Raw genomic sequence first — 21,107 nt, forward strand, 5'->3', positions numbered from 1 at the left:
GCTGGTTGGCTTCCAGTTGAGGTCATACTCTATAAGCTTGTCATATCAGCATTTTGATGTGTAAGCTTTTTTTTTGATTTTTTTTCTTGAAAAATTAATGATTTATCTGAGTTAAATCGAATGTTATATTTTGAGTCAAATATGGTGTGAATTTCAAAGGACTTTCGTTGAAATCAGTAATTATCTACGTTGATTAATAACACGTCTGAAAAAGCTCAAACTCTTATACTTAAAAGTTTAAGCTTTTTACCTGCTATTTTGTTTTTCTAGTAAGTTATGAATGAAAAATATATAAATCATAATCTATTCTAAAATAATTTCTCACGATCTTAAATTGACAGTATAACTTTTAACGATCTTATTTAGCGAATTCCCCCAAGTTTAAAATAGAATTTTTTTTATTTATATTCTATCCACTTCGAAATTCTACATTTTATTTAGAATTTCTACATTTTACTACAAAATTTGCGAGTGGAACTGAAGCTTTGTTGGTCTTAACTTTAATAATCTATTTCAGTAAAGTAAAATTAACCCCAATTTACAGCAAATATAAGCCTAAGTACAATAAACACAATAAGTTTTATTATTAATAAAATTCTTAATAATTAGATTTATAACTTGGGTTTCGATTGAGCAAGTGAACTTCACTAGTAGATTGTTCAGTCAATGGGGGAGGAAATATGAAGTATAGAAAAAGATTGTTGAAAAAAATGTCGTATATGGCGGTCTTCGGCCTTGTCATGTCAAACATGAATTTTGTATTTGCTGAGGAAAATAGTCATAAAAATCCATTCACAGTAAAAGAATCCGAACCAAAATCAGGAATATTTGTAACGAATGGTAAAGGAAACTTGAATTCACCTAATTTGTCTCAAAAAGATCTAGATGCCTTGAATGAGAAGGGTAAAAAAAGCATTGAGGCTGCAGTTAAAAGGGATAAGAAAAAGAAACTAGCAGATATGGCGAAAATGTCGAATATTGAAGTTCATAAGCCAGATGAGAAGGTTTCTGTCATTGTTCAGCTTAAAGGTCAAACGGTTTCGGAGTTGACAGCGGCTGATCATGTTGGAGTCAATAAAATGTCTGTGACCAATGCTGCAATTAGTGTTCAGGAAGATATTAAAACGACAAAAAACCAAATCATGAGTGAATTATCAAATAGTAAAACGAAGAGTAGTAATAAACTAGAATTTAAGCATGAATTTGAAAATATATTTAAAGGATTTAGTATCGATAATATTAAATTTGAAGATATAGATTACATTAAATCATTACCAGATGTACAAGCTGTTACATTACAACAAACATTTACGCCAGCTGTAAATCAACAGCATGATTTGACAGGAATTAAAAACCTTTGGAATGGTTCTTCTTTAGGAAAACCGATTGGTTATAAAGGAGAAGGGATGGTCATTGCAGTAGTTGATACTGGAGTTGACTATACGCATGAAGCATTCCCAGATCCGAAAGATATGAGTAAAGCAAGAATTAAAAAAGGGAAATTTAAACGGCTAGATGGCACAACTTCACTAAAAGTAGTAGACGGGTACAATTGGGCTGATCAAAACGATGATATTATCCCACGAGTGGAAGATCCAAATAATGCAACAAGCTCACATGGTGTACATGTAGCAGGAATTGCTGCTGGATCTGGCCCAGTTATACAAGGGGTAGCACCAGAAGCACAAATTATTGCCGAAAAAGTGTTCTCTGACCATCAAGCTGGTGCATTAACAGAAGATATTATTAAAGGTATCGACCATGCTTCTGCATTAGGAGCAGATGTAATTAACATGAGTTTAGGTTCATCTTCTTCTTTCGATACAAGAGACCCTAACGATCCATTAGGAATTGCGATTCGAAATGCAACAGACGAGGGACATGTTGTCGTAGTGGCAGCCGGAAATGCGTCTAATGCATATGCAGATCGATCTGGTGGTATGGGTGAAACAATAAAAATTGGACAAACTCCTGATTTAAATAAAATTGGGAATCCAGGTGTTTATCCAGATTCATTTACAGTTGCAGCTGCAAATAATATTGTTTCCAAACATACGTATAAATTTCATACAGACGAAGTTGATAATGATATTTCTGGCGAAGGTCTCGATGACTGGAATTGGCCATCAGACAAAAACAAAGAGTATACTTTAGTTTCGCTAGGAAAAGACAGTAGTGGAAATGAACGTATTGGCGTACCATCAGATTACGATGGATTAGATGTGACGGGTAAAGTCGTTTTAATTAAGCGTGGAACAATAAGTTTTGCAGAAAAGGTAGCAAATGCGGAACAAAAAGGTGCTGCTGGAGTAATTGTTTATAACGGAAGTTCTTCTCAACCAGCACCAGATCCTCAAGGATTCGAAACAATTCCATTTTCATTTATTAGTTATGATGATGGTAAGGCATTAGACGATATACTTTCATGTGGTGGCGATGATGGCCCAGTTATTGGTCCACTTAGCACTTGTGGAGGGGGCCCAGTTTTTGGACCACTAGATGCAACGACTCAGAAGTCAATCAAGTTTAAAATTACTGATGAGAAAGTAAGCTCAGCATTCGCTGAATCAAACCCAGGGCAACCAACGGATTTCACATCTTGGGGGACAACTAGTGATTTATTATTAAAACCAGAAGTAATGGCTCCTGGTCATGCGATTGTTTCATCAGTTAGAACCGCTGATCCGAATAAACACAATGCGTATGAGAGCGAAGATGGAACTTCTATGGCAGCTCCATATGTAGCAGGTGCGGTTGCAGATGTAATGCAAGCTTTAATTGATAAAGGATTTAAACCGGGAACAAGAGCTTTTGCGGGGTTATCGAAGAATTTAATTATGAATACATCGATTCCAGCAAAAAGAGATTATGTAAATGGTAATAATTCAATTGACCGTAGTGACTATATGACTGAATATCAACCTAGAAGACAGGGTACAGGGATGATTCGCCCAGACCTTGCTGTAAAAACTCCCGTGGTTGTTACCGGCTCAACTGGTACTGGTAGTATTAGTTTGAAAGAAATAGGCAAAGATACAACATTTACTCTAACTGCTTCAAATCTTTCAGATAAAGCTGTAACTTACAAATTAAATGGAACTGTGATGACGGATGTTTTAAAAGACAAGCTTAAGACAAATTCAGATAACATTCGTAGTCGATATTTAGATGATGCAAACTTATCATTTGATTTAAACGAAATTACAATTCCAGCAAATTCAACTAAGCGAGTAACTGTTACTTTATCTTTAACAGATGCTACAGTAAAAAATACATTTGTTGAGGGCTATATTTATTTAACACCGACAGATTCAAATAACCCGACACTAAACGTGCCATATAATGGTTTTTATGGGAAATGGGATGAGCCAAAAGTCATCGATACACCAAATACCACGGATGTATGGACACAGTCAGGATTTGGTACACAATTAGCAGTTCAAACAGGTCCTTTCTATTTTGGATATGAACAGTTATTCGGTAAACCAACAACACCTGCTCAGATTGCTTTAGGTGACAAGTTTTATGCTTTTGGTCCTGAATTCTTCCCAGTACCAGCGCTTGCCCTACTCCGAAGCGCACGAAACATAAAAATAGATGTTGTTGATAAAGGACATAATCTTGTGACTCATTTGGCAGATGAAGAATGGAATGTCAAAAACGATCCATATTCAGGTGGCTTACCTTCTCAGGTTTCACAAAACTGGGTTTGGTATGCGTATAATCAAGGACTACCTGTTCCTGATGGACAATATTACTTTGCAGTTACAGCAACAGCAGATGCACCAAATGCAAAACCACAACCGACAGTTTATATTCCTATGTATAAGGATACTACAGCACCGAAATTAAATTTATTAAGATCAGCTGACTATGATGAAAAAACACATCCAGAAGTGACGAATAAAGATAGTTATACTGTGCGATGGACGATGGATGATGGAGATGCTGGTGGAGTTGACGGAAGTGTATATCTAGCCGTTAATGGAAGCGAGCCCTTTACTACTTATAAATCAGATGTTAAACAAAATGCAGATGGCACATATGAGTTAAATGTACCAGGATTAAATGAAGGACTAAACATCATCACTATTGCGCCAATCGATAAAGTCGGAAATTATGGTGAAACTCATACCGTAATTGTTAATAAAACAAGTAATCATGTTTGGATCGATTCATATTCAGCTACTTTAGGCGACAGCGTTCCAAGTATGTATTGGACTGCTAACGTAAAGCCTGGCGACAATTTTAGTTTGAATTTTAAAGCTGTTGGACGTACAGGTGCTGTGAAAAAAATTCAAGCGGTCCTTTTAAAAGATTATTACGATAATAATACAATTGTTGGAGGTCCTATCGATCTTGATCTAGATCAAGTGATGACGGAAAAACCAACATATGGAGAATACAGTGAGTATTCGATTAAAGGACAATATACCGTTCCAAAAGATTTACCTGCAGGAGAGTATGTTGTGAAGTATGTATGTTTAGCTGATGGTGAACATTGGAATGATGCAGAAATTCCAACTATTGGTATCGAGACATATGTAGATACAGTGGCACCAACGATTTCAGTGAATGCGAATAAAATGAAAGCATTCGTAGAAAAGAGCGGAGATCCTGTTTCTCTCATGTTAAATACGACAGTGAAAGATGAAATAGCAAATTCAAGGGGATATAAAGTAGAAGTTGCTGTTGATGGTGGTTCTCTAAAATCAATGGGAAGCGTGACAACTCTTGATCGATCTGCTCAAACTTTCCGATATCCAGTTGTGTTAGAAAATGGAGATCACTCTATCGTCCTTACAACTACCGATTATATGGGAAATGCAAGTACTACTACATTTAATGTAAGTGTTACAGCAGATAAAGTAATCATTAAAAATGATGGTACAAACATTGAACTTCCAATTAATGTTGTTCCATTTAAAGATGCTAGTAGAAATACAGAAATAAAACTTCATTACAATAAGACTTACCATGTAGAAAATTTCGATCCAGGGGTTCAAGGTTATCTTGTAACACCTTATGGTAACAATAAAACATGGTCAGCGGATCCAGATTTAGCACCAATTTTATTAGTTGGAAATCAACAAAGAAAAGCGGCAACATCGTATTATCCTAATGCTATTCCAGAGTGGGACTTGCCATTAGGAGATGTATATACCTTTAATAGTCCTGTTGGATATAATGATCCGGGTAGTATACCAAAAGGTGAAAGTACGTTCCCGGTAACGATGATTGATTATTTAGGTCACGAGACAACGATCCAAGTACCTGTCATCAAAAATCCGTATATACCAAAAGTGAAATTTGATAACGCGATTATTGATTCAACGGGTACTGCAACATTTTTTACTTATGATTCAACATATGATGTAAAAGGGTCGATAACTGCGGATGGAATGAATTTCTACGCTGAATGGGTTGATTGGAATCGAGCAGTAGCGGGAGAAGATAAATTCTATAAAAACTTATTTGATCCAACGTTAGAATGGAGAAGTGGTCCATATGACGATGCATTTAACGAAGAAACTGGAGGAAATATCCCAGAAGGATATAACAATGATCCAGGCGTAAAACCATTCAGTATGCCAACAGGTGAGTTAAAACCAGGAGCAAACTATTTTGAAATAGATGGTGGAAGTACAATCGGTGAGAACCCTAGTCACCCATTTGCAGGGAACCATCCATTAGTATTTAATGTGGTAGTTTATCGATTAGGAGCAGCAGAGGGCACAGATCAACCTCTAGCAACAAAAGCAGCGGAACAGTTGAATTGGGACAAGATAAAAGGTGGTAACACAGAGCAAACGAATGTAACGACTAATTTAGTGCTACCTTTCTATGATAAAAATAATCAAGCAGAAATTAGTTGGGAAAGCAGTGATCCAAACATCATCACAAACGATGGGAAGGTATATCGAGCAGATAAAGATACGAATATTACATTAACAGCTACTGCAACTGTAGGCGGTGCTACTGCTGTTAAGACGTTTAACCTAACAGTAAAAGCGAAAACTCAAAATGATTCAATGGCTGTTGCTGAAGATTCTTCAACTATTACTTGGGATGTTATTCGTGATGGAAATACTGACCAAGGTGATGTATCTCAAGCTTTATCATTACCAACTAGAGGATCAAATGGTTCAGTAATTACTTGGACTTCTGATGATCAAAAGCATATTACAAATCAAGGTCGCGTGTACCTGCCGTTATTTGACGAAGATGATGCACATGTGGAACTTGTTGCAAAAATCACACGAAACAGCAGTACATTATACAAAACATTTCATCTAACAGTCCTAAGAGATACACAACACGCAGAACGAACAAAAGTACTACGAGTGTATCAAGGGTTAACAACTGACAAATTACTTGGAGAAAACACAAGTGATTTGGACGTGACAAAGGATTTAAACTTCCCTACAACTTTTGGAAATGACGGTGTCGAAATTCGATGGGAATCGGACATGCCAGACGTCATTGCAAATGATGGAAAAGTGAAAAGACCTGCTCAAAATCAATACGTTCCAGTATACGCTTATATAAAACTAGGTGATGCAAGACTTGGGAAAATGTTTTATTTCTTTGTAAGAAGCAAAGATTCTTCTGACGAACCAGCTGTTTTGGCAGCAAAATCATCGGTTGTTTGGAATTTGATTAAAAATAATAATACAGATCAAAATGCTGTTACATCTAACTTGAATTTACCAACACAAGGTACTAATGATACAACTATTACTTGGTCTTCTAGAGATGATTCTGTTATAAAAGAAGATGGAACAGTAATTCGCCCATATTTTGAGGATGGAAATCGTTCAATCACATTAACAGCAACAATAACAAAAGGAAATGCAAGGACGACGAAAGAATTTGCACTGACTGTTTTAAAACGAAATTATGTAGAAACTACAGTCAATACGATTGATGACAATGACACTACAATTTCTGGTACAGCTCAACAAGATGCAAATATTACAGTGAAAAATAAAGATAGTATTATCGCAACAGGTAAAGTAGATTCGGAAGGTAAATATGTAATTCAAATCAGTCCTCAAAAAGCAGGTACGGTTTTAACATTACAAGTACAAGGTATGACAGGATACCAAAAAACATTATCAACCACCGTATTAGATCGTACAGCTCCAAATGCGCCAATAATCGATACGATTGATAACAATGATAATGATCTAACTGGTAAAGCAGAAGCAAATGCAACGATCATTATTAAGAAAAATGATGAGATTATAGCAACTGGAAAAGCGGATTCTAAAGGAGCGTATCGCATTAAATTAAGTAAACAAAAAGAAGGTACGGTTCTATCAGTTTATGCCATAGATAGTGAAGGAAATCAGAGTACTGCATCTAAAACAACAGTTATAGATCATAAGCTAAATAAACAGTACTAATTTCAAAGTTCGTGAAAAATGGTGTAGAAATTAATGGTAGAGCAGCGACAATAAAAGGCCGGTTAAAAATTTAATTGAGTAAAAAGAATAATAAAAAATTAGTAAAGTAATTTTATATAATGAATAAAAAAGATGTCTCAAATGAATTGTATCATTAGAGACATCTTTTTATTTTATTAGCAATATGAAATTTTAAGTTGTGAATTAAATATTTAAGAATATGATAAAGTCAAAAAAGTAATTAGTGAAATTGAATATTAATTGTTGATTATTAGATACTAAAAAAGATTGGTATAAAAATGCTTCGAGGTGATATATGAATAGCGAAGTGAAAAATCTAAGTAAGGGCCTGAATAAAAATATAAAATTGATACAAAGAGGATTACACGAATCACCCGAACTTTTTGTAAGACAATTTCAATTAAACGCAAATGGAGACAACATAGGTGCATTATTGTATATAGATGGAATTGTTAATACTGAGCTAATACGCGAAAGTATAATTGATCCTTTACATAGTATTCGAATCAATGATAAAGATACATTTATGAATACGTTAGCATTTTATTATATTCGTTCAGAAAATGTTGAGGTAATAACATCAATATCATCTTCTATTGAAGGGATTATTAGTGGCAAAACGCTTGTATTAATTGATGGATTTGAAAGTGGCATACTTGTTGATACAGCACAATGGCAACAACGTTCAGTTGAACAGAGTACAAGACAACGTAATATTCAAGGACCATTGATTGCATTCTCAGAACAAATGAAAGTGAACTTAAATTTACTTCGTAATATGATTCAGTCACCTACATTTATGGTAGAAAAGAAGAAAATAGGAAGAGTTGCAAAAACAGATATAGCAATTGTTTATTTAACTGATCGAGTTGATCAAATTGCTTTGCAAGAAGTTCATAATAGAATTGACTCTTTACAAGTTGATTATGTACTTGAGTCAAGAGTAATTGAAATAGCAATTGAAGGAAAACAGAAAACATTTTTTCCGCTGTCTTTTAATACTGAGTTGCCGGATGCTGTTTCTGCCGCATTGTATGAAGGAAGAATTGCAATTATGGTGAACGGTACCCCATCTGCAACAATTGTGCCTAATTTATTCGTTCAATACTTACAGCAACCAAGTGACTATTATGTTAAACAATTAAAGTTAAGCGTTCGCATTATAACAATAATATGTTTCCTTATAACAATCTTGTTACCTGGATTTTATCTTGCATTTGCAAAATTTCATGACCATTTGGTATCGAAAGAACTACATAAAAAGTTTTTTGTAGAAACAGCTACCCTTTTACCTTTGTGGGCTGAAGTATTCTTACTTATCTTTTTGTTACAAATATTAGGAATTGGTTCATATAAAATCTCAAGGGAAATGATGCTACTTGTTTCATTAATCTCTACAATTTCAATCGGTACAACAGCCATAGATGCAAAGCTAGTTCACCCTCTTAGTCTCATCGTAGCGGGAATCGCTTACCTTACAAGCACTATGCTTACAGTTGGTACATTACCGAGTTCCCTTCAACCTATACGCTATATTTTTCTTTTTATAGGGAATTTTTTCGGTTTCACAGGTTTGGGTATTGGATTGTTAATAATGATCATACATATGTCTCGTTTACGTTCAGTAGGTGTTCCATACTTAGCACCACTAATTCCATTTAATTTTAAAGAATTCAAAGATGTTTTTTATAGAGGAGATTTACGTAAATTAATAAATAGCCCACATAAATATCCGCATGATGATAAGGGGAAATAAAAAATAAGTAAATCTATTGAATTATATTTTCAAATCGAATTAATTTTCTTAGTTATTAGTATATGTGTAAAAAACTTTATATTAATTCTTTTATAAGTGCACCCTACCTCACTTATTCATTTAAACACTGCACATAAAATGCACAGACAAAATAGAAGTAATAGAAATAACAGACATGCTGTGCATAAAATTTCATCGACCGCTTGATTTACTGGATTTAATTGACCTAAAATATTCATAAATCCTGAATAATAATCGTACTCTGTAATTGACAGGGTAGGGGTCGCTGGTTCAAGTCCAGTTGGGATCATACGAATGAGAAGGCTCAAACCTAAGTGAATCAGAGGTTTGGGCTTTTTATTTTATTTCTGATAACTAGTAGTGTTTGAAAAGATAATTCCAAACTGCACTGCAGATGGAAAATTTAAGGAAGTCTCAAAAGGTGTTTATAAAGGGAAAGTGAAATTACCGATGGATGGCTTATGGGGTAAGACAATTGTATTAAAACAAGAGATATTTGTTCGTAAAGTGAGTGGGGCAACTTTTAAGTAATAAAATAGTTTCATAAAAATATCTATATGTATGTAAAAATGATAAAACCTTTTTCAACTACTATGGAAGTACGATATAAACTTCCATTCACTGTGGTGAATCTGAGGATTCATGTTGGCTAACGCATACGTTATTTGAATATGGACACTGACGCAACGCATTGACATCAACTTAAGAAATTGCAATTCCCCATATCGAAAAAATGAGCTGAATTATTATAAATAACTCTGGAAAGATAAAATTTTCATTTTGGGGAAACTTTAAAATATTAGCCTGATGGACATAGATATCACCACTTGTTCATGGATGAAAGAAAGAGCCATATTAAACTGTACCCTACTCTTTGGGTCGAAAGAGGTGCAATAGATGAATGTAAAGACATATAGGGCGCTAGTGTTTTCTTGGTCTAAGGAGGACAAGGTAGAAATAGTAGAACTCATTTCCGCCGGCTTAGGTATGGCCGGACCTGTTGTATTCGCCACAGTTTTAGGCTATCCCGCCCTTGGTTTTGCTGCAACGATCGGCAGTTTGGCAGTCAGTAGCGTGAAAGTCGGTTCGAGTTTTATAAATCACGGGAAAAAATTGGCATCAGCGCTGATATCAGTAGTGCTCGCTGCGATTGCTGCTATTCTCTCTTCCGGACATGGCTATCTGACATTTGGAGTCTTGATTCTGCAGGTAAGCCTTGCTGCGTTAATTGGCGGATATAGTCGTGCCTTCGCGGTGACAACAACACGCTTTGTCGTATTCCTTATCATCATCCTCAACATGGTCGACCAGACGGAGTACCGTATGGAACTAATTTTTTCAATCCTAGCTGGGGCGATTTGGACCGTCAGTGTCAGCTTGGTGCTAGGCATATGGGTACACCGTTGTTTTAAATCATCGCTTGATGTAGCTGTGAAAGAGCCAACATCGAGAAAAATCTTTCTATGGCGGAATTCTATTGCACACCTATCCGGTTGGCAATTCCCAATCAGGCTCGCATTATGTCTAGGTATAGCTGAGGGATTGCGAATACTTTGGCCCGAGCACCACTTCTATTGGATTGCAATTACCGTAGTGATCCTTACTCAGCGGAAAATAGAACTCTTACCAATCAAAACAACACAACGAGTGCTTGGTACAGTAATCGGCGTGATAGTTGCGAGCTTGCTTCTCGCAACTAGGCTACCGATTTGGGGGTTAGTTATAAGTATCGGGCTATTCGCAGGTGTTCGACCTCTTCTAAAGGTTCGAAATTATCTTGTATACTCTGCAACCATGATTCCGCTCATTATTTTGATCATGGAAGCCGGCAAGCCGTTCCAGTTTATCATTCTGTTCGACCGTATATTTGCAACCCTTATCGGTGCAGTCCTCGTGATTGCAGTGAACTTGATATTCAGTAGAGCGATGGCGAAAAGAGTGTAAAGGTGGTTATCTAGTGAAAGATGCCTTAAGGTTTCGGGTATCTTTTCCAGTTGAACCCCCCCCTAAAATGGAAAAATACGCCATTCTTTCTGTAGAATCATAAGAAAAGAGGGCGTTTTTGTATGGCTATTTCTGTAACTGATAAATTACAACTATTTGCTCAAGATATTCAAAGCTTATCTCTAAATATTTTACGAGTTTTTGCTAGAGATGTTGGTTTAGTACAACGAGTTTTCAAAGTTATTAATTAGATAAATTAAATATGCTCAAGCCTATTCCTTTGGTTGCAGGATTTTTTTGTTATTTGATTTAATATTACTAATTTTTTATGTACTTACTTTTCTTTCGCTTCATTAAATTAACTATTAACTGCTTTAGTTAATACGCTAACCATTTCAAGATACATAGATTCTATAACTGTATAGATTATTTCTATAATTCATCACATAAAAGAAAAACTATAATAAAGAAAACATTTAAAAGTGGTGAAAGAAATGCAGAAAGTAGTTGGAATTATTGGTGGAATGGGTCCAATGGCGACAGTTGATTTAATGAATAAAATTATTTTTTATACGCGAGCAAAAAAGGATCAAGACCATATCCATATCATCGCTGACAACTATTCTCAAATACCTGATCGAACAACGGCTATATTGGGTAAGGGAATAGATCCAACCCCATATATTATACAATCAGCAAAACGACTACATAACGCTGGAGCGGATTTTCTAGTTATTGCGTGTAATACAGCACATTTTTTCTTTGGACCAGTTGAACAATCTGTTAATGTTCCTATTTTGCATATGCCTGCAGAAACAGCCAAGTTTTTACATGAAAACAAATTTAAAAAGGTGGGCTTATTAGCAACGGATGGAACTATTAAAACAGAATTGTATCAACACAGCTGCCAAAACTATGATATTGAGGTTATTGAACCAGATGTTGAAATGCAAAAAGAAGTGATGAAAGGAATATATGCAATTAAAGGCGGTGATTTAGTAACAGGATTTTCATGCTTTTCAACAGTCGCTAATCAATTGACAAAGGGCGGGGCAGAGGCTATTATAGCAGGTTGTACAGAGGTTCCCCTTGTACTTAAATCATCCAATGATATTTGTGTCATTGATCCAACGGAAATTTTAGCTAAAATGGTGGTTAAAACAGCTACTGGAACAAATAAAGAAATACAATTTGTGTAATGGAAGAAAAGAGAATATGTGAATACTAATACTCTCTTATCTTTTATATGTACAATGTAAATGTTGAAATATAGGTAATAAAAATACTGGTGAACTAAAATAAGGAGCAATTGATATGAATATTGAAAATATTGAAGCCTTCATCTATGTTTGTCAACTGGGGAGTTTCAATAAAGCAGCAGAGGCTCTTTATTTATCTCAACCGTCTGTAACAGCACGTATTCAATCCCTTGAACGTGAAATTGATATAAAGCTTTTTCATCGAAATGGGAATAAGATTTCTTTAACTGAAAAAGGAGAATATTTTTTTCCACACGCACAAAAAATTCTCCAATCTTTTCAAGAAGCAAAGTATGGATTACATCAAGTAACTATTCCTTATGAACTAGTGATTGGGAGTGCTTTGTCAATTTCAAATAATGTTCTCCCTAAAATTTTACCTGCTTTTAAATCTGAATTTAAGGATGTCAAAATAAAGATTATGACGGGACATTCTAAAGATATTCTACACAAGGTCATTAATAAAGAAGTTGACTTTGGTATTGTCCGAACTGAAACACATCCTCAAGTAGAATCAATTCGTCTTTATAATGATCCTATTAGTCTTTTTGTTCCTAGAAATCATGCTTTTTTAAAAGAAAAAGTAACAATTGAACATGTAAGTAAACATCCTCTTATCTTTTTTGATTATGGTTCAATGGATTGGCTTATGATTCATCGGCTATTTTCAAGTAATGATTTAAACCCTAATATTTCCATTGAAGTTGATAATATGGAAACAGCAAAAAAATTAGTAATACAGGGAATGGGCATTAGCTTCTTACCTGAACATTGTGTCAAACAAGAACTAGAAAATGGGGAGTTATTTCGAGTAGAAATGACACCACCTGTGAAAATAAATATTAGTATTGATTTTATTTATTTAAAAGGTAAATCTAAATCTGTTTTTATTGATTTTTTACAAAAAAAAATGTTTGAACAAAAATAAACAGATTTGATACAATGATTCAATTAATTTGCTGTCCTCTTAAATAACAACAAAGATTACAAAAAAAAGTAAATTTTTTTAAATCAAAGTTGAAAAGATGAAAAAGGTATGTTAAATTAAGAACATCAATTTGACCGAAATACATTTTCGGTCAATTAGTCAAAAGGAGCGTAATACGTTGAGTACAAGTAAAAAGAAAGGTATCTTAGAGGCAGCGACAAGATCTTTTGGAACATTTGGTTATAAAGCTACAACAATGAGTCAAATTGCAAAGCAAGCAAATGTTGGAAAAGGTACGATCTACACTTTTTTCAAAAATAAAGAGGAATTATTTGATGAAATTATTAATAATCTAATTTTAGATATGAAAAGTGTAGCGGAAAATGCCATTTGTGATTCTGATTCTTTTATTACCCAAATTCATAAAGGAATCGAAACAATAACGGAATTTCAAAAAGAACATGATTTAACGATTAAACTTCTTCAAGAACAACGCGAAATTGGAACAATTGAGGTCCATGACGCAATTAAGAGAATTAACGATGTGGTTATTCAATATCTTAAGCGTAAGATTGAAGAAGCGAATAATCGAAATGAAATCGTTCAATGTGATGCAGAAATCACTGCTGTAGTCTTATATAAGTTGTATACAACACTAACGATTGAATGGAGCAGAGATCACGAGCCTCTAGATAAGCAACGTATTACAGAACTATTTAATTTCTATATTTTAAATGGATTGTCAAAATGATAATCCATTTTTAAATAAATAAAATTGACCGTTTGAACAATATGGTCAATTGTTCAATTTAAGAAGGAGAGAGAGAGACGTGTTTTCACAATTTGGAAAAGAATTAAGTCATATTGTACGAAACAAAAAGCTTTTAATTCCAGTGATTGCAGTATTGTTAGTGCCATTATTATATAGTGGAATGTTTTTATGGGCATTTTGGAATCCGTACGGAAGTTTAAAGAAATTACCAGTAGCAGTTGTAAATTTAGATGAGGGAACAACAGTTGACGGAAAGTCTTTAAACATAGGAAAAGATTTTGTTAAGAACCTTAAAAAAGATCACAATTTCAAATGGAAGTTTGTTAGCAATGAAAAGGCTATGAAAGGTTTGAAAAATCAAGAATATTATATGGCAGTTCGTATTCCTGAAAACTTTTCAAAAAACGCTGCTTCTGTTTCTGAAAAAAATCCAAAACATTTAACAATGGAATATATTCCAAATGAAGGATTCAATTTTCTATCAGCACAAATTGGAAATTCTGCATCTGAAAAAGTAAAAGAAAAAATTTCTAATACAATAACTCGAAATTATGTAGAAACGATTTACGATAGTATTGGCGAATTAACTGGTGGCATTGCTCAAGCTAGTGATGGGTCATCAAAATTAGATAAAGGTGTTGGAACTGCTAAGGATGGTTCAGAGAAACTTGCAAATGGACTTAAACTATTAGAAGGTAAATCAGTTGAATTAAAAGAAGGTGTTAGTAAATTAAATGATGGTTCTCAAAAAGAGAAAAATGGTTTAGTAGCATACACAAATGGTGTAGGACAATTATCTCAAGGAATTAACCAACTTCATACTGGTGTAGGGCCTCTTTCAAAAGGTGTAAGTGATTTAAACGCTGGAGCGTCTAAGCTAAATACTGGTATGAATTCTCTATCAAATGGTCTAGATCAATTATATTCAGCAAACGGTCAACTACTTGACGGCTCAAAACAAGTGTTAGGCGGGTTAAATTTATTAAACGGAAATCTTCCTCAACTAAAAGCCGGTACTCAGCAATTAGCAGATGGTGCAAATTCATTATCAGCCAATTTAACTACATGGCAAAATAAGGCGAATGAAGCGAAAATAGGAGCTAGCCAAGTAGCAGATGGGCTATCTCAATTACAGAAAGAAGTAGCACCATTATTATCTTCATTACCTAAGGAACAACAAGATGCTTATAATGCAAAAATCGAAGCGTTAGTTTCAGGTAGTAAGCAAGTTGCAAATGGCGTAGGTGATTTATCATCTGCAGCAGGGCAACTAGGCCAAGGTGGTAAGCAAGTAGCAGCAGGAGCAACTACTTTAAATGAAAAAAGTAATGAACTTGAAGCAGGTGTAGGTAAATTAGCTGCTGGTCAAACAAAATTGACAAATGGCTTAACTCAATTTGGAGAAAAACTCGGAGAAGCAAATAACGGTGGAAAACAGCTTGCTACAGGAACTCAAGCTTTAGCAAATGGAACAAATAAACTGTCGGAAAGCTCACCAGTATTACTGTCCGGTATTAATCAACTAAATGATGGAGCAAATAAATTAAGTAGTAATTCACCAAAATTAGTAGATGGTATGAGTCAAATTGCAGGTGGAATAGGTCAAATAAGTGATAATACACCAGCGTTAGAAAATGGTGTGAATCAACTGGCAGATGGATCTAATCAACTAAACAGCGGATTAGGTAAAATTAAGGATGGATCACATGAGTTATCAACAAAATTAGGTGATGCGAAAGAGCAAACAAAAGATGTTGGTGTAAATAATAAACAATTAGATATGTATTCAAATCCAGTTAAATTGAAAAAAGAAAGTATAAATAATGTTCCTAACTATGGAACAGGTTTCACACCATACTTCCTTTCAATGGGATTATATGTGGGTGGTCTATTGATGTCGGTTGTTTACCCAATGAGAGCTGCTGCATCACGTCCTAAAAATGCTTTTGCTTGGTTTACTGGAAAAACAGGTGTTTTAATGGTGGTAGGAATCATCCAATCAGTTATAGCAAGTGTTGCATTAATATGTATATTAGGTCTAGAAGTTAAATCTTTACCTTACTATTTATTAATTAGTCTTGTTTCGAGTTTTGCGTTTTTAGCGTTAATTCAATTTTTAGTAACTGTTTTTGGAGAACCAGGAAGATTTCTTGCTATTATTGCGTTAATTTTACAGCTAACAACAAGTGCTGGTACATTCCCATTAGAACTAGTTCCGAAATTCTTACAACACTTTAATGCGATTTTACCAATGACATATACTGTTCAAGCATTTAAGGTAGTTATTTCCACTGGAGACTATAGCTTAATGTGGCATAATGTAATAATCTTATTAGGCTTTATTGTCTTATTTAGTGTATTATCTTTAGCATACTTTGCTGTAGCTTTCAAAAAGCAATACGGAAGTGGAATGGATCAACATACTGTAGAAGCATAATTAATCAAACGACATGTAGCATTTGCTATGTGTCGTTTTTTACGTAGTTGAGGTAAACATTGTTCTATGGCAAGCATGTTTACGATTGCTGGATAAGAAACGTTTTTTCTTCAAGTGGTAAATAATTCTTTAAGTCAATATATCTTGGAATAAAATCGTGAATCCTGAATGAATTATAATTTGTTTATCGTATATATAAATTAAACAATCAGTTTCCTATTACACCAATCACCCTACCTCGTGAACAAAACTTTTCGATTGCACATAAATTGCACAGACATATTGGAAACTATAGAATTAATAGATTTATGATGAATAAATTTCATCGACCGCTTGATTTACTGGACTCTATTGACCTAAAATATTCATAAATAATGAATTATACTCGTACTCTGTAATTGACAGGGTAGGGGTCGCTGGTTCAAGTCCAGTTGGGATCATACCTAAACCTCTTGTATATCAAGAGGTTTTTTGTTTTATAACAGTACTTGATTTATAGGGAAACAGTTATATGGGGCAGAATTGGGGCAGAAAGACTTTATTTTATTAAAATTCGTAAAATTTCTTATGTAACTAAATGGCAGTTTTGTTCCGAAAGAAATTAATGGAAATTATGGCATTTTTTAAGTGTATCGAGGTTTCAAATGCAAGAAACAGGGGTGTGTAGTAGAATAGAAAATACTGGAGGGGGATTGATGAAAGAATATATTTATGTGGAAAACGAAAAAAAATCGAAATTGAAATTTGGAATTTTAAAAAAAGACATTGTATTTACCATATCACTCTTGTTAGCAATCGTTAGCTGTTTATTCCATCCACCTAAACTGGATTATATAAATTTTAAAGTATTAATCAGTTTATTTAATCTTATGCTCGTAGTTAAGGCTCTGGAAGATCTTAAACTATTGGATAAGTTCGCCATTGCTATACTGAGTAAATGTCATAATAGTAAAAGTGTTTCAGCAATCCTAATTTTATTATGCCTTTTTAGTTCCATGCTTGTAACAAATGATGTGGCATTAATAACATTTGTACCATTAACACTTATAATTAGTAAGATAATACAAGCTTCTATGTTAGATACTATTATACTAGAGACAATTGCTGCTAACATTGGAAGCAGCCTAACTCCAATGGGAAATCCACAAAATCTTTTCATATTTACTTACTACGAAATAAGGCCTATACAATTTTTTACAACAATTCTTCTATTAGTGGTTCTGGGAATTGTTCTGTTATTCTTTTTTAATCAAAGATTGAAAAGTAAAACATTGGAAATGGAACTTCCATATATTCTTATAAAAAATAAAAAAAAGGCAACAGTATGGGGAGTACTATTTGGAATCATATCTGCATCCATACTAGGGGTTTTAAACTACAAACTTGCGTTTATCATTGCATTTGGAACCGCGTGTATACTTGATATCAAATTATTGAAAAAAATTGATTATTTATTGCTTATTACTTTTATCTGTTTTTTTATATTTATAGGAAACATATCCGAATTAAAGGTAGTACACACATTTGCCAGCGAAAATCTCAAAAGTCCCACATCAATCTTCTTCAGTTCCATATTTTTAAGCCAACTGATAAGTAATGTACCAGCTGCGATCTTTTTATCAAAATTCTCCGTGAATTGGCAGCCTTTATTAGTAGGTGTAAATTTAGGTGGACTTGGTACGATTGTTGCTTCTCTCGCAAGTGTAATTTCATTTAAACTTTTTATTAAGAGAGAGCCACTAAAAAGTAAAATGTACCTTATAAGATTTAGCTTTTATAACTTTTCGATTTTAGCTCTTTTAACTCTTGTTTATTATTTTACAATGAAATATCAAAATTTCTTTTAATACAAAGTAATAGGTTTAAATAGCTTTGGATCTTATCAATATAAAAGAACCTTTAACTCAGATGCACCGGTTTATAATAGCGTTACACAGCCAAATCTCAATCTTAACGTAGACTCTGGTGTATATGAATATAACCCAGATCAACCAACGATAACACTTACAGGTTCTGTTTACGATCCAGATATAGAAAAAATGAAAGCTGGCAGTATGAATGTGTCTCAAGCCAATAATAAATTTGTCTATACGTTGCCTGGTAGAGGCGGGAAAGTATCCGTTCCATTAGACGAAAACGGTAACTTTACAACACAATTCAAAGTGAACACAGCTATGCAACCATTCCAGGTCAACATGTATGCAGAAAACATGTCAACAGTACAGAACTATTCTAGTTATAAAGTTGTAAATTTCGTGAAACAAGGCACGCCTTATGGAACTGCTATTGCCGATAAACAGAGAGTAAAAGCTGGTGATACGGTGACGATTACCCTTGCCATGAACAACATGACAAACATGAAGCAAGCAGTGTATTCCTTTTTTGATACAACTATATCCCAAGGTGCGCAACTGGTAAGTATCAAACCACACCCAACATTGGAGGGGAAATTGAATATTCAGACAGTAAGTATGGATCCAGACGGAACTGGAGTGGTCATGGAAAGGAAGATTACTGCGACATTAACTGACAAGGCAACACAAACAGGTGTATCCGGAAAAGTTCCAATGGTAGATATCACATTCAAAATGAAAGATGATGCCCCTGAAGGATATCTATCTTTTGACGAATTAAATGTATCATACACAAATACAGATGATACGTCCAACTCCACATTTGGTATCGGTGTGCCATAACTTGTGAATCGAAATTACTCGTTCATGAAACCGTGGGTTTATGCAGAAGCATTTACGCTCCTTCCAAGTCTTGATGAACCATCAACTATAAAATATGTAGAGGCGGGCGCAAAAGTCAAAGTGACAGATGAAACAGGGAAAGAATAACCAAACACACTTGAAAGCAATAGGTGGATGTTTCCTTTTTCGTTATCATCTAATCTGCCACTAACAGATAAACCATTTACACTGGAAGTAGATATGCCGGGGCATTTCACTGTAAAGAAAACCTTTACGATTGGATTGAAAGAAGATGGTGTAATTAAACCATACTCGAAAGCACTCTACTATGACTATGCACCTGCAGGAGATGTGAACAAAGATATTGTAATTGATATTCAAGATGCGCTTTTCATTCAGGCCAATTGGAAAGCAAACAATTGTGATGCCGACATCAATTTTGATCGTGTCGTAGATAAGCAAGATATGCAGTATGTGGTGAATAATTACTTAATGCAAAACCCATGGTTGCTAGACAAGGCTCCAAAACCAAACACAAAAGCGCATTTTTGAACTTGCTTCTTAGACTAAAGCAAGAGTGAGTAAGCCACCTTATAGAACAATTATGACTATAGTTAATTTACTAAATGAATTGTGATATTTGAATATATCGTTTTAATAAAAAAAGCTCAATCGAGTTGAAGTTCTTGTTCAACTACCATGGGAATACGATATAAACTTCCATTCACTGTTGTGAATCTGAGGATTCATGGATGGCTAACGCATGCAAATCAAATTTTAATTTAACAGAGCCTACTAAAAAAGAAAAAAGATGGTGAATAACCATCTTTTAAGTTTGTAGACACAGCTCTATATGGAGTATAACCATCATTTTATTGAAACTTTTTTAATTCTCTAAAAGTAGGAATTGCTTGTTTTAGCGCATGTAAAACAGCTGCACCAGTAAATGTTATAAAAGAAATAAATTCAGCTAATCCATATTCAACTTTCGATATTGGTACAATTAATGGCATTATGCCTAAGCATAGAAAAGTAGCACCAAATGCAAGCCATTTAAATTTTACAAGATCTGGATTCTGTTTATCATTTGATTCTTGTAAGGAAATAAAGAAATCTACAAAAAAATAAAAAAAGGAACTAATTGCAACTGCAATTACTATGTTATCCTGCGGATTGAAACACCAGATCATAAAGTAAGCAATAATAAAAATAGCAAATAAAAAATGCGGAGTTAAGAATACCGCCCATAATGCATCGTTTTTTAAAACTTTTTGTGAATTCTCCATCAAAAACCCTCCTTATTTTATTTTTTATAATATCAAAACAAATAAATAAAAAGTGGCTTATGCTGAATACTTAATATTTTATATATAATATTAATCTGTGTGTCTTCTAGTATAAAGAAATTTACATAGAAGTAATAGAATGCGAATTTTTTATAAATCAGATACAGTATTTTTACATAACTACCTTTTGACATGACTGTTTAATTAGAATAGAACGGTTAATTCGGATCTACACTAAATTTTATTTCTTTAACCTTCTTTGAAAATGTTGGTTTATAAACTAGTTCATATTGATCGGATTTAGAAATTAATCGTTTCCCCAGTTTTATAAATCTTATCTGTGATGACAGTTATTCCCCGGTTTTTGGTGTTCATTTACTTGGTTATACAGTATTAAATTGAGTTTTTTAAGTCTAGGATTTTTACTTCTAGATATATCTTAATTTATACAACTATCGTATGCGTTTGTTGTATAACGAATATGCTGATTTGTAGACTTTTTTATTTTACTAACGGATTTTTATCTACAAAAAACCAACGTAATTTTTGAATTGATATTATAGTTCTTAACGAGGTGA

Annotated in this window: 14 protein-coding genes; 13 read left to right on the forward strand and 1 reads right to left on the reverse strand. The window is 34.0% G+C overall.

The window, feature by feature from the left end; genetic code table 11:
- Positions 1-680: 680 nt before the first annotated feature.
- From AN960_RS16670 to AN960_RS16715, 13 genes are all read left to right on the forward strand, one after another.
- On the forward strand, positions 681-7,409 hold the full coding sequence (locus tag AN960_RS16670; RefSeq protein WP_056473712.1) for an immunoglobulin-like domain-containing protein: 6,729 nt from the start codon (positions 681-683) through the stop codon (positions 7,407-7,409).
- A gap of 316 nt (positions 7,410-7,725) precedes the next feature.
- Positions 7,726-9,186 carry a spore germination protein gene (locus tag AN960_RS16675; RefSeq protein WP_056473714.1) on the forward strand — a complete coding sequence of 487 codons (1,461 nt, stop codon included), beginning with the start codon at positions 7,726-7,728 and terminating at the stop codon, positions 9,184-9,186.
- A gap of 381 nt (positions 9,187-9,567) precedes the next feature.
- Positions 9,568-9,738, forward strand: coding sequence for a hypothetical protein (locus AN960_RS24550; RefSeq protein ID WP_156339706.1), 171 nt, complete (start codon positions 9,568-9,570; stop codon positions 9,736-9,738).
- Between the two features lie 366 nt (positions 9,739-10,104).
- Positions 10,105-11,151 carry an FUSC family protein gene (locus AN960_RS16680; RefSeq protein WP_056473716.1) on the forward strand — a complete coding sequence of 349 codons (1,047 nt, stop codon included), beginning with the start codon at positions 10,105-10,107 and terminating at the stop codon, positions 11,149-11,151.
- Positions 11,152-11,273: 122 nt separating this feature from the next.
- Positions 11,274-11,402: a hypothetical protein gene (locus tag AN960_RS25140; RefSeq protein WP_286131746.1), complete on the forward strand. Its 129-nt coding sequence runs from the start codon at positions 11,274-11,276 to the stop codon at positions 11,400-11,402.
- Positions 11,403-11,645: 243 nt separating this feature from the next.
- Positions 11,646-12,350, forward strand: coding sequence for a cysteate racemase (cuyB, locus tag AN960_RS16685; RefSeq protein ID WP_056473719.1), 705 nt, complete (start codon positions 11,646-11,648; stop codon positions 12,348-12,350).
- A 115-nt stretch (positions 12,351-12,465) separates the two neighbouring features.
- Positions 12,466-13,338 carry a LysR family transcriptional regulator gene (locus AN960_RS16690; RefSeq protein ID WP_056473720.1) on the forward strand — a complete coding sequence of 291 codons (873 nt, stop codon included), beginning with the start codon at positions 12,466-12,468 and terminating at the stop codon, positions 13,336-13,338.
- Positions 13,339-13,516: 178 nt separating this feature from the next.
- Positions 13,517-14,089 carry a TetR/AcrR family transcriptional regulator gene (locus AN960_RS16695; protein ID WP_056473722.1) on the forward strand — a complete coding sequence of 191 codons (573 nt, stop codon included), beginning with the start codon at positions 13,517-13,519 and terminating at the stop codon, positions 14,087-14,089.
- 79 nt (positions 14,090-14,168) lie between these two features.
- Positions 14,169-16,547: a YhgE/Pip domain-containing protein gene (locus tag AN960_RS16700; protein ID WP_056473724.1), complete on the forward strand. Its 2,379-nt coding sequence runs from the start codon at positions 14,169-14,171 to the stop codon at positions 16,545-16,547.
- Between the two features lie 695 nt (positions 16,548-17,242).
- A complete protein-coding gene (locus tag AN960_RS16705) occupies positions 17,243-18,394 on the forward strand; it encodes an SLC13 family permease (protein ID WP_056473728.1) in 1,152 nt (383 codons plus the stop codon).
- Positions 18,395-18,586: 192 nt separating this feature from the next.
- Positions 18,587-19,243: a hypothetical protein gene (locus AN960_RS16710; protein ID WP_156339707.1), complete on the forward strand. Its 657-nt coding sequence runs from the start codon at positions 18,587-18,589 to the stop codon at positions 19,241-19,243.
- 3 nt (positions 19,244-19,246) lie between these two features.
- The gene (locus AN960_RS24555; protein ID WP_156339708.1) at positions 19,247-19,390 is read left to right on the forward strand and encodes a hypothetical protein; all 144 of its coding nucleotides are present in this window, start codon (positions 19,247-19,249) and stop codon (positions 19,388-19,390) included.
- Positions 19,391-19,417: 27 nt separating this feature from the next.
- A complete protein-coding gene (locus AN960_RS16715) occupies positions 19,418-19,795 on the forward strand; it encodes a hypothetical protein (protein WP_056473730.1) in 378 nt (125 codons plus the stop codon).
- A gap of 320 nt (positions 19,796-20,115) precedes the next feature.
- Here the strand turns inward: AN960_RS16715 and AN960_RS16720 are convergent, their stop codons facing one another.
- Positions 20,116-20,529: a hypothetical protein gene (locus AN960_RS16720; protein WP_056473732.1), complete on the reverse strand. Its 414-nt coding sequence runs from the start codon at positions 20,527-20,529 to the stop codon at positions 20,116-20,118.
- Positions 20,530-21,107: the final 578 nt, after the last annotated feature.

The organism is Bacillus sp. FJAT-25509, assembly GCF_001420605.1.
In the GTDB taxonomy this organism is placed as follows: Bacteria; Bacillota; Bacilli; order Bacillales; family Bacillaceae_G; genus Gottfriedia.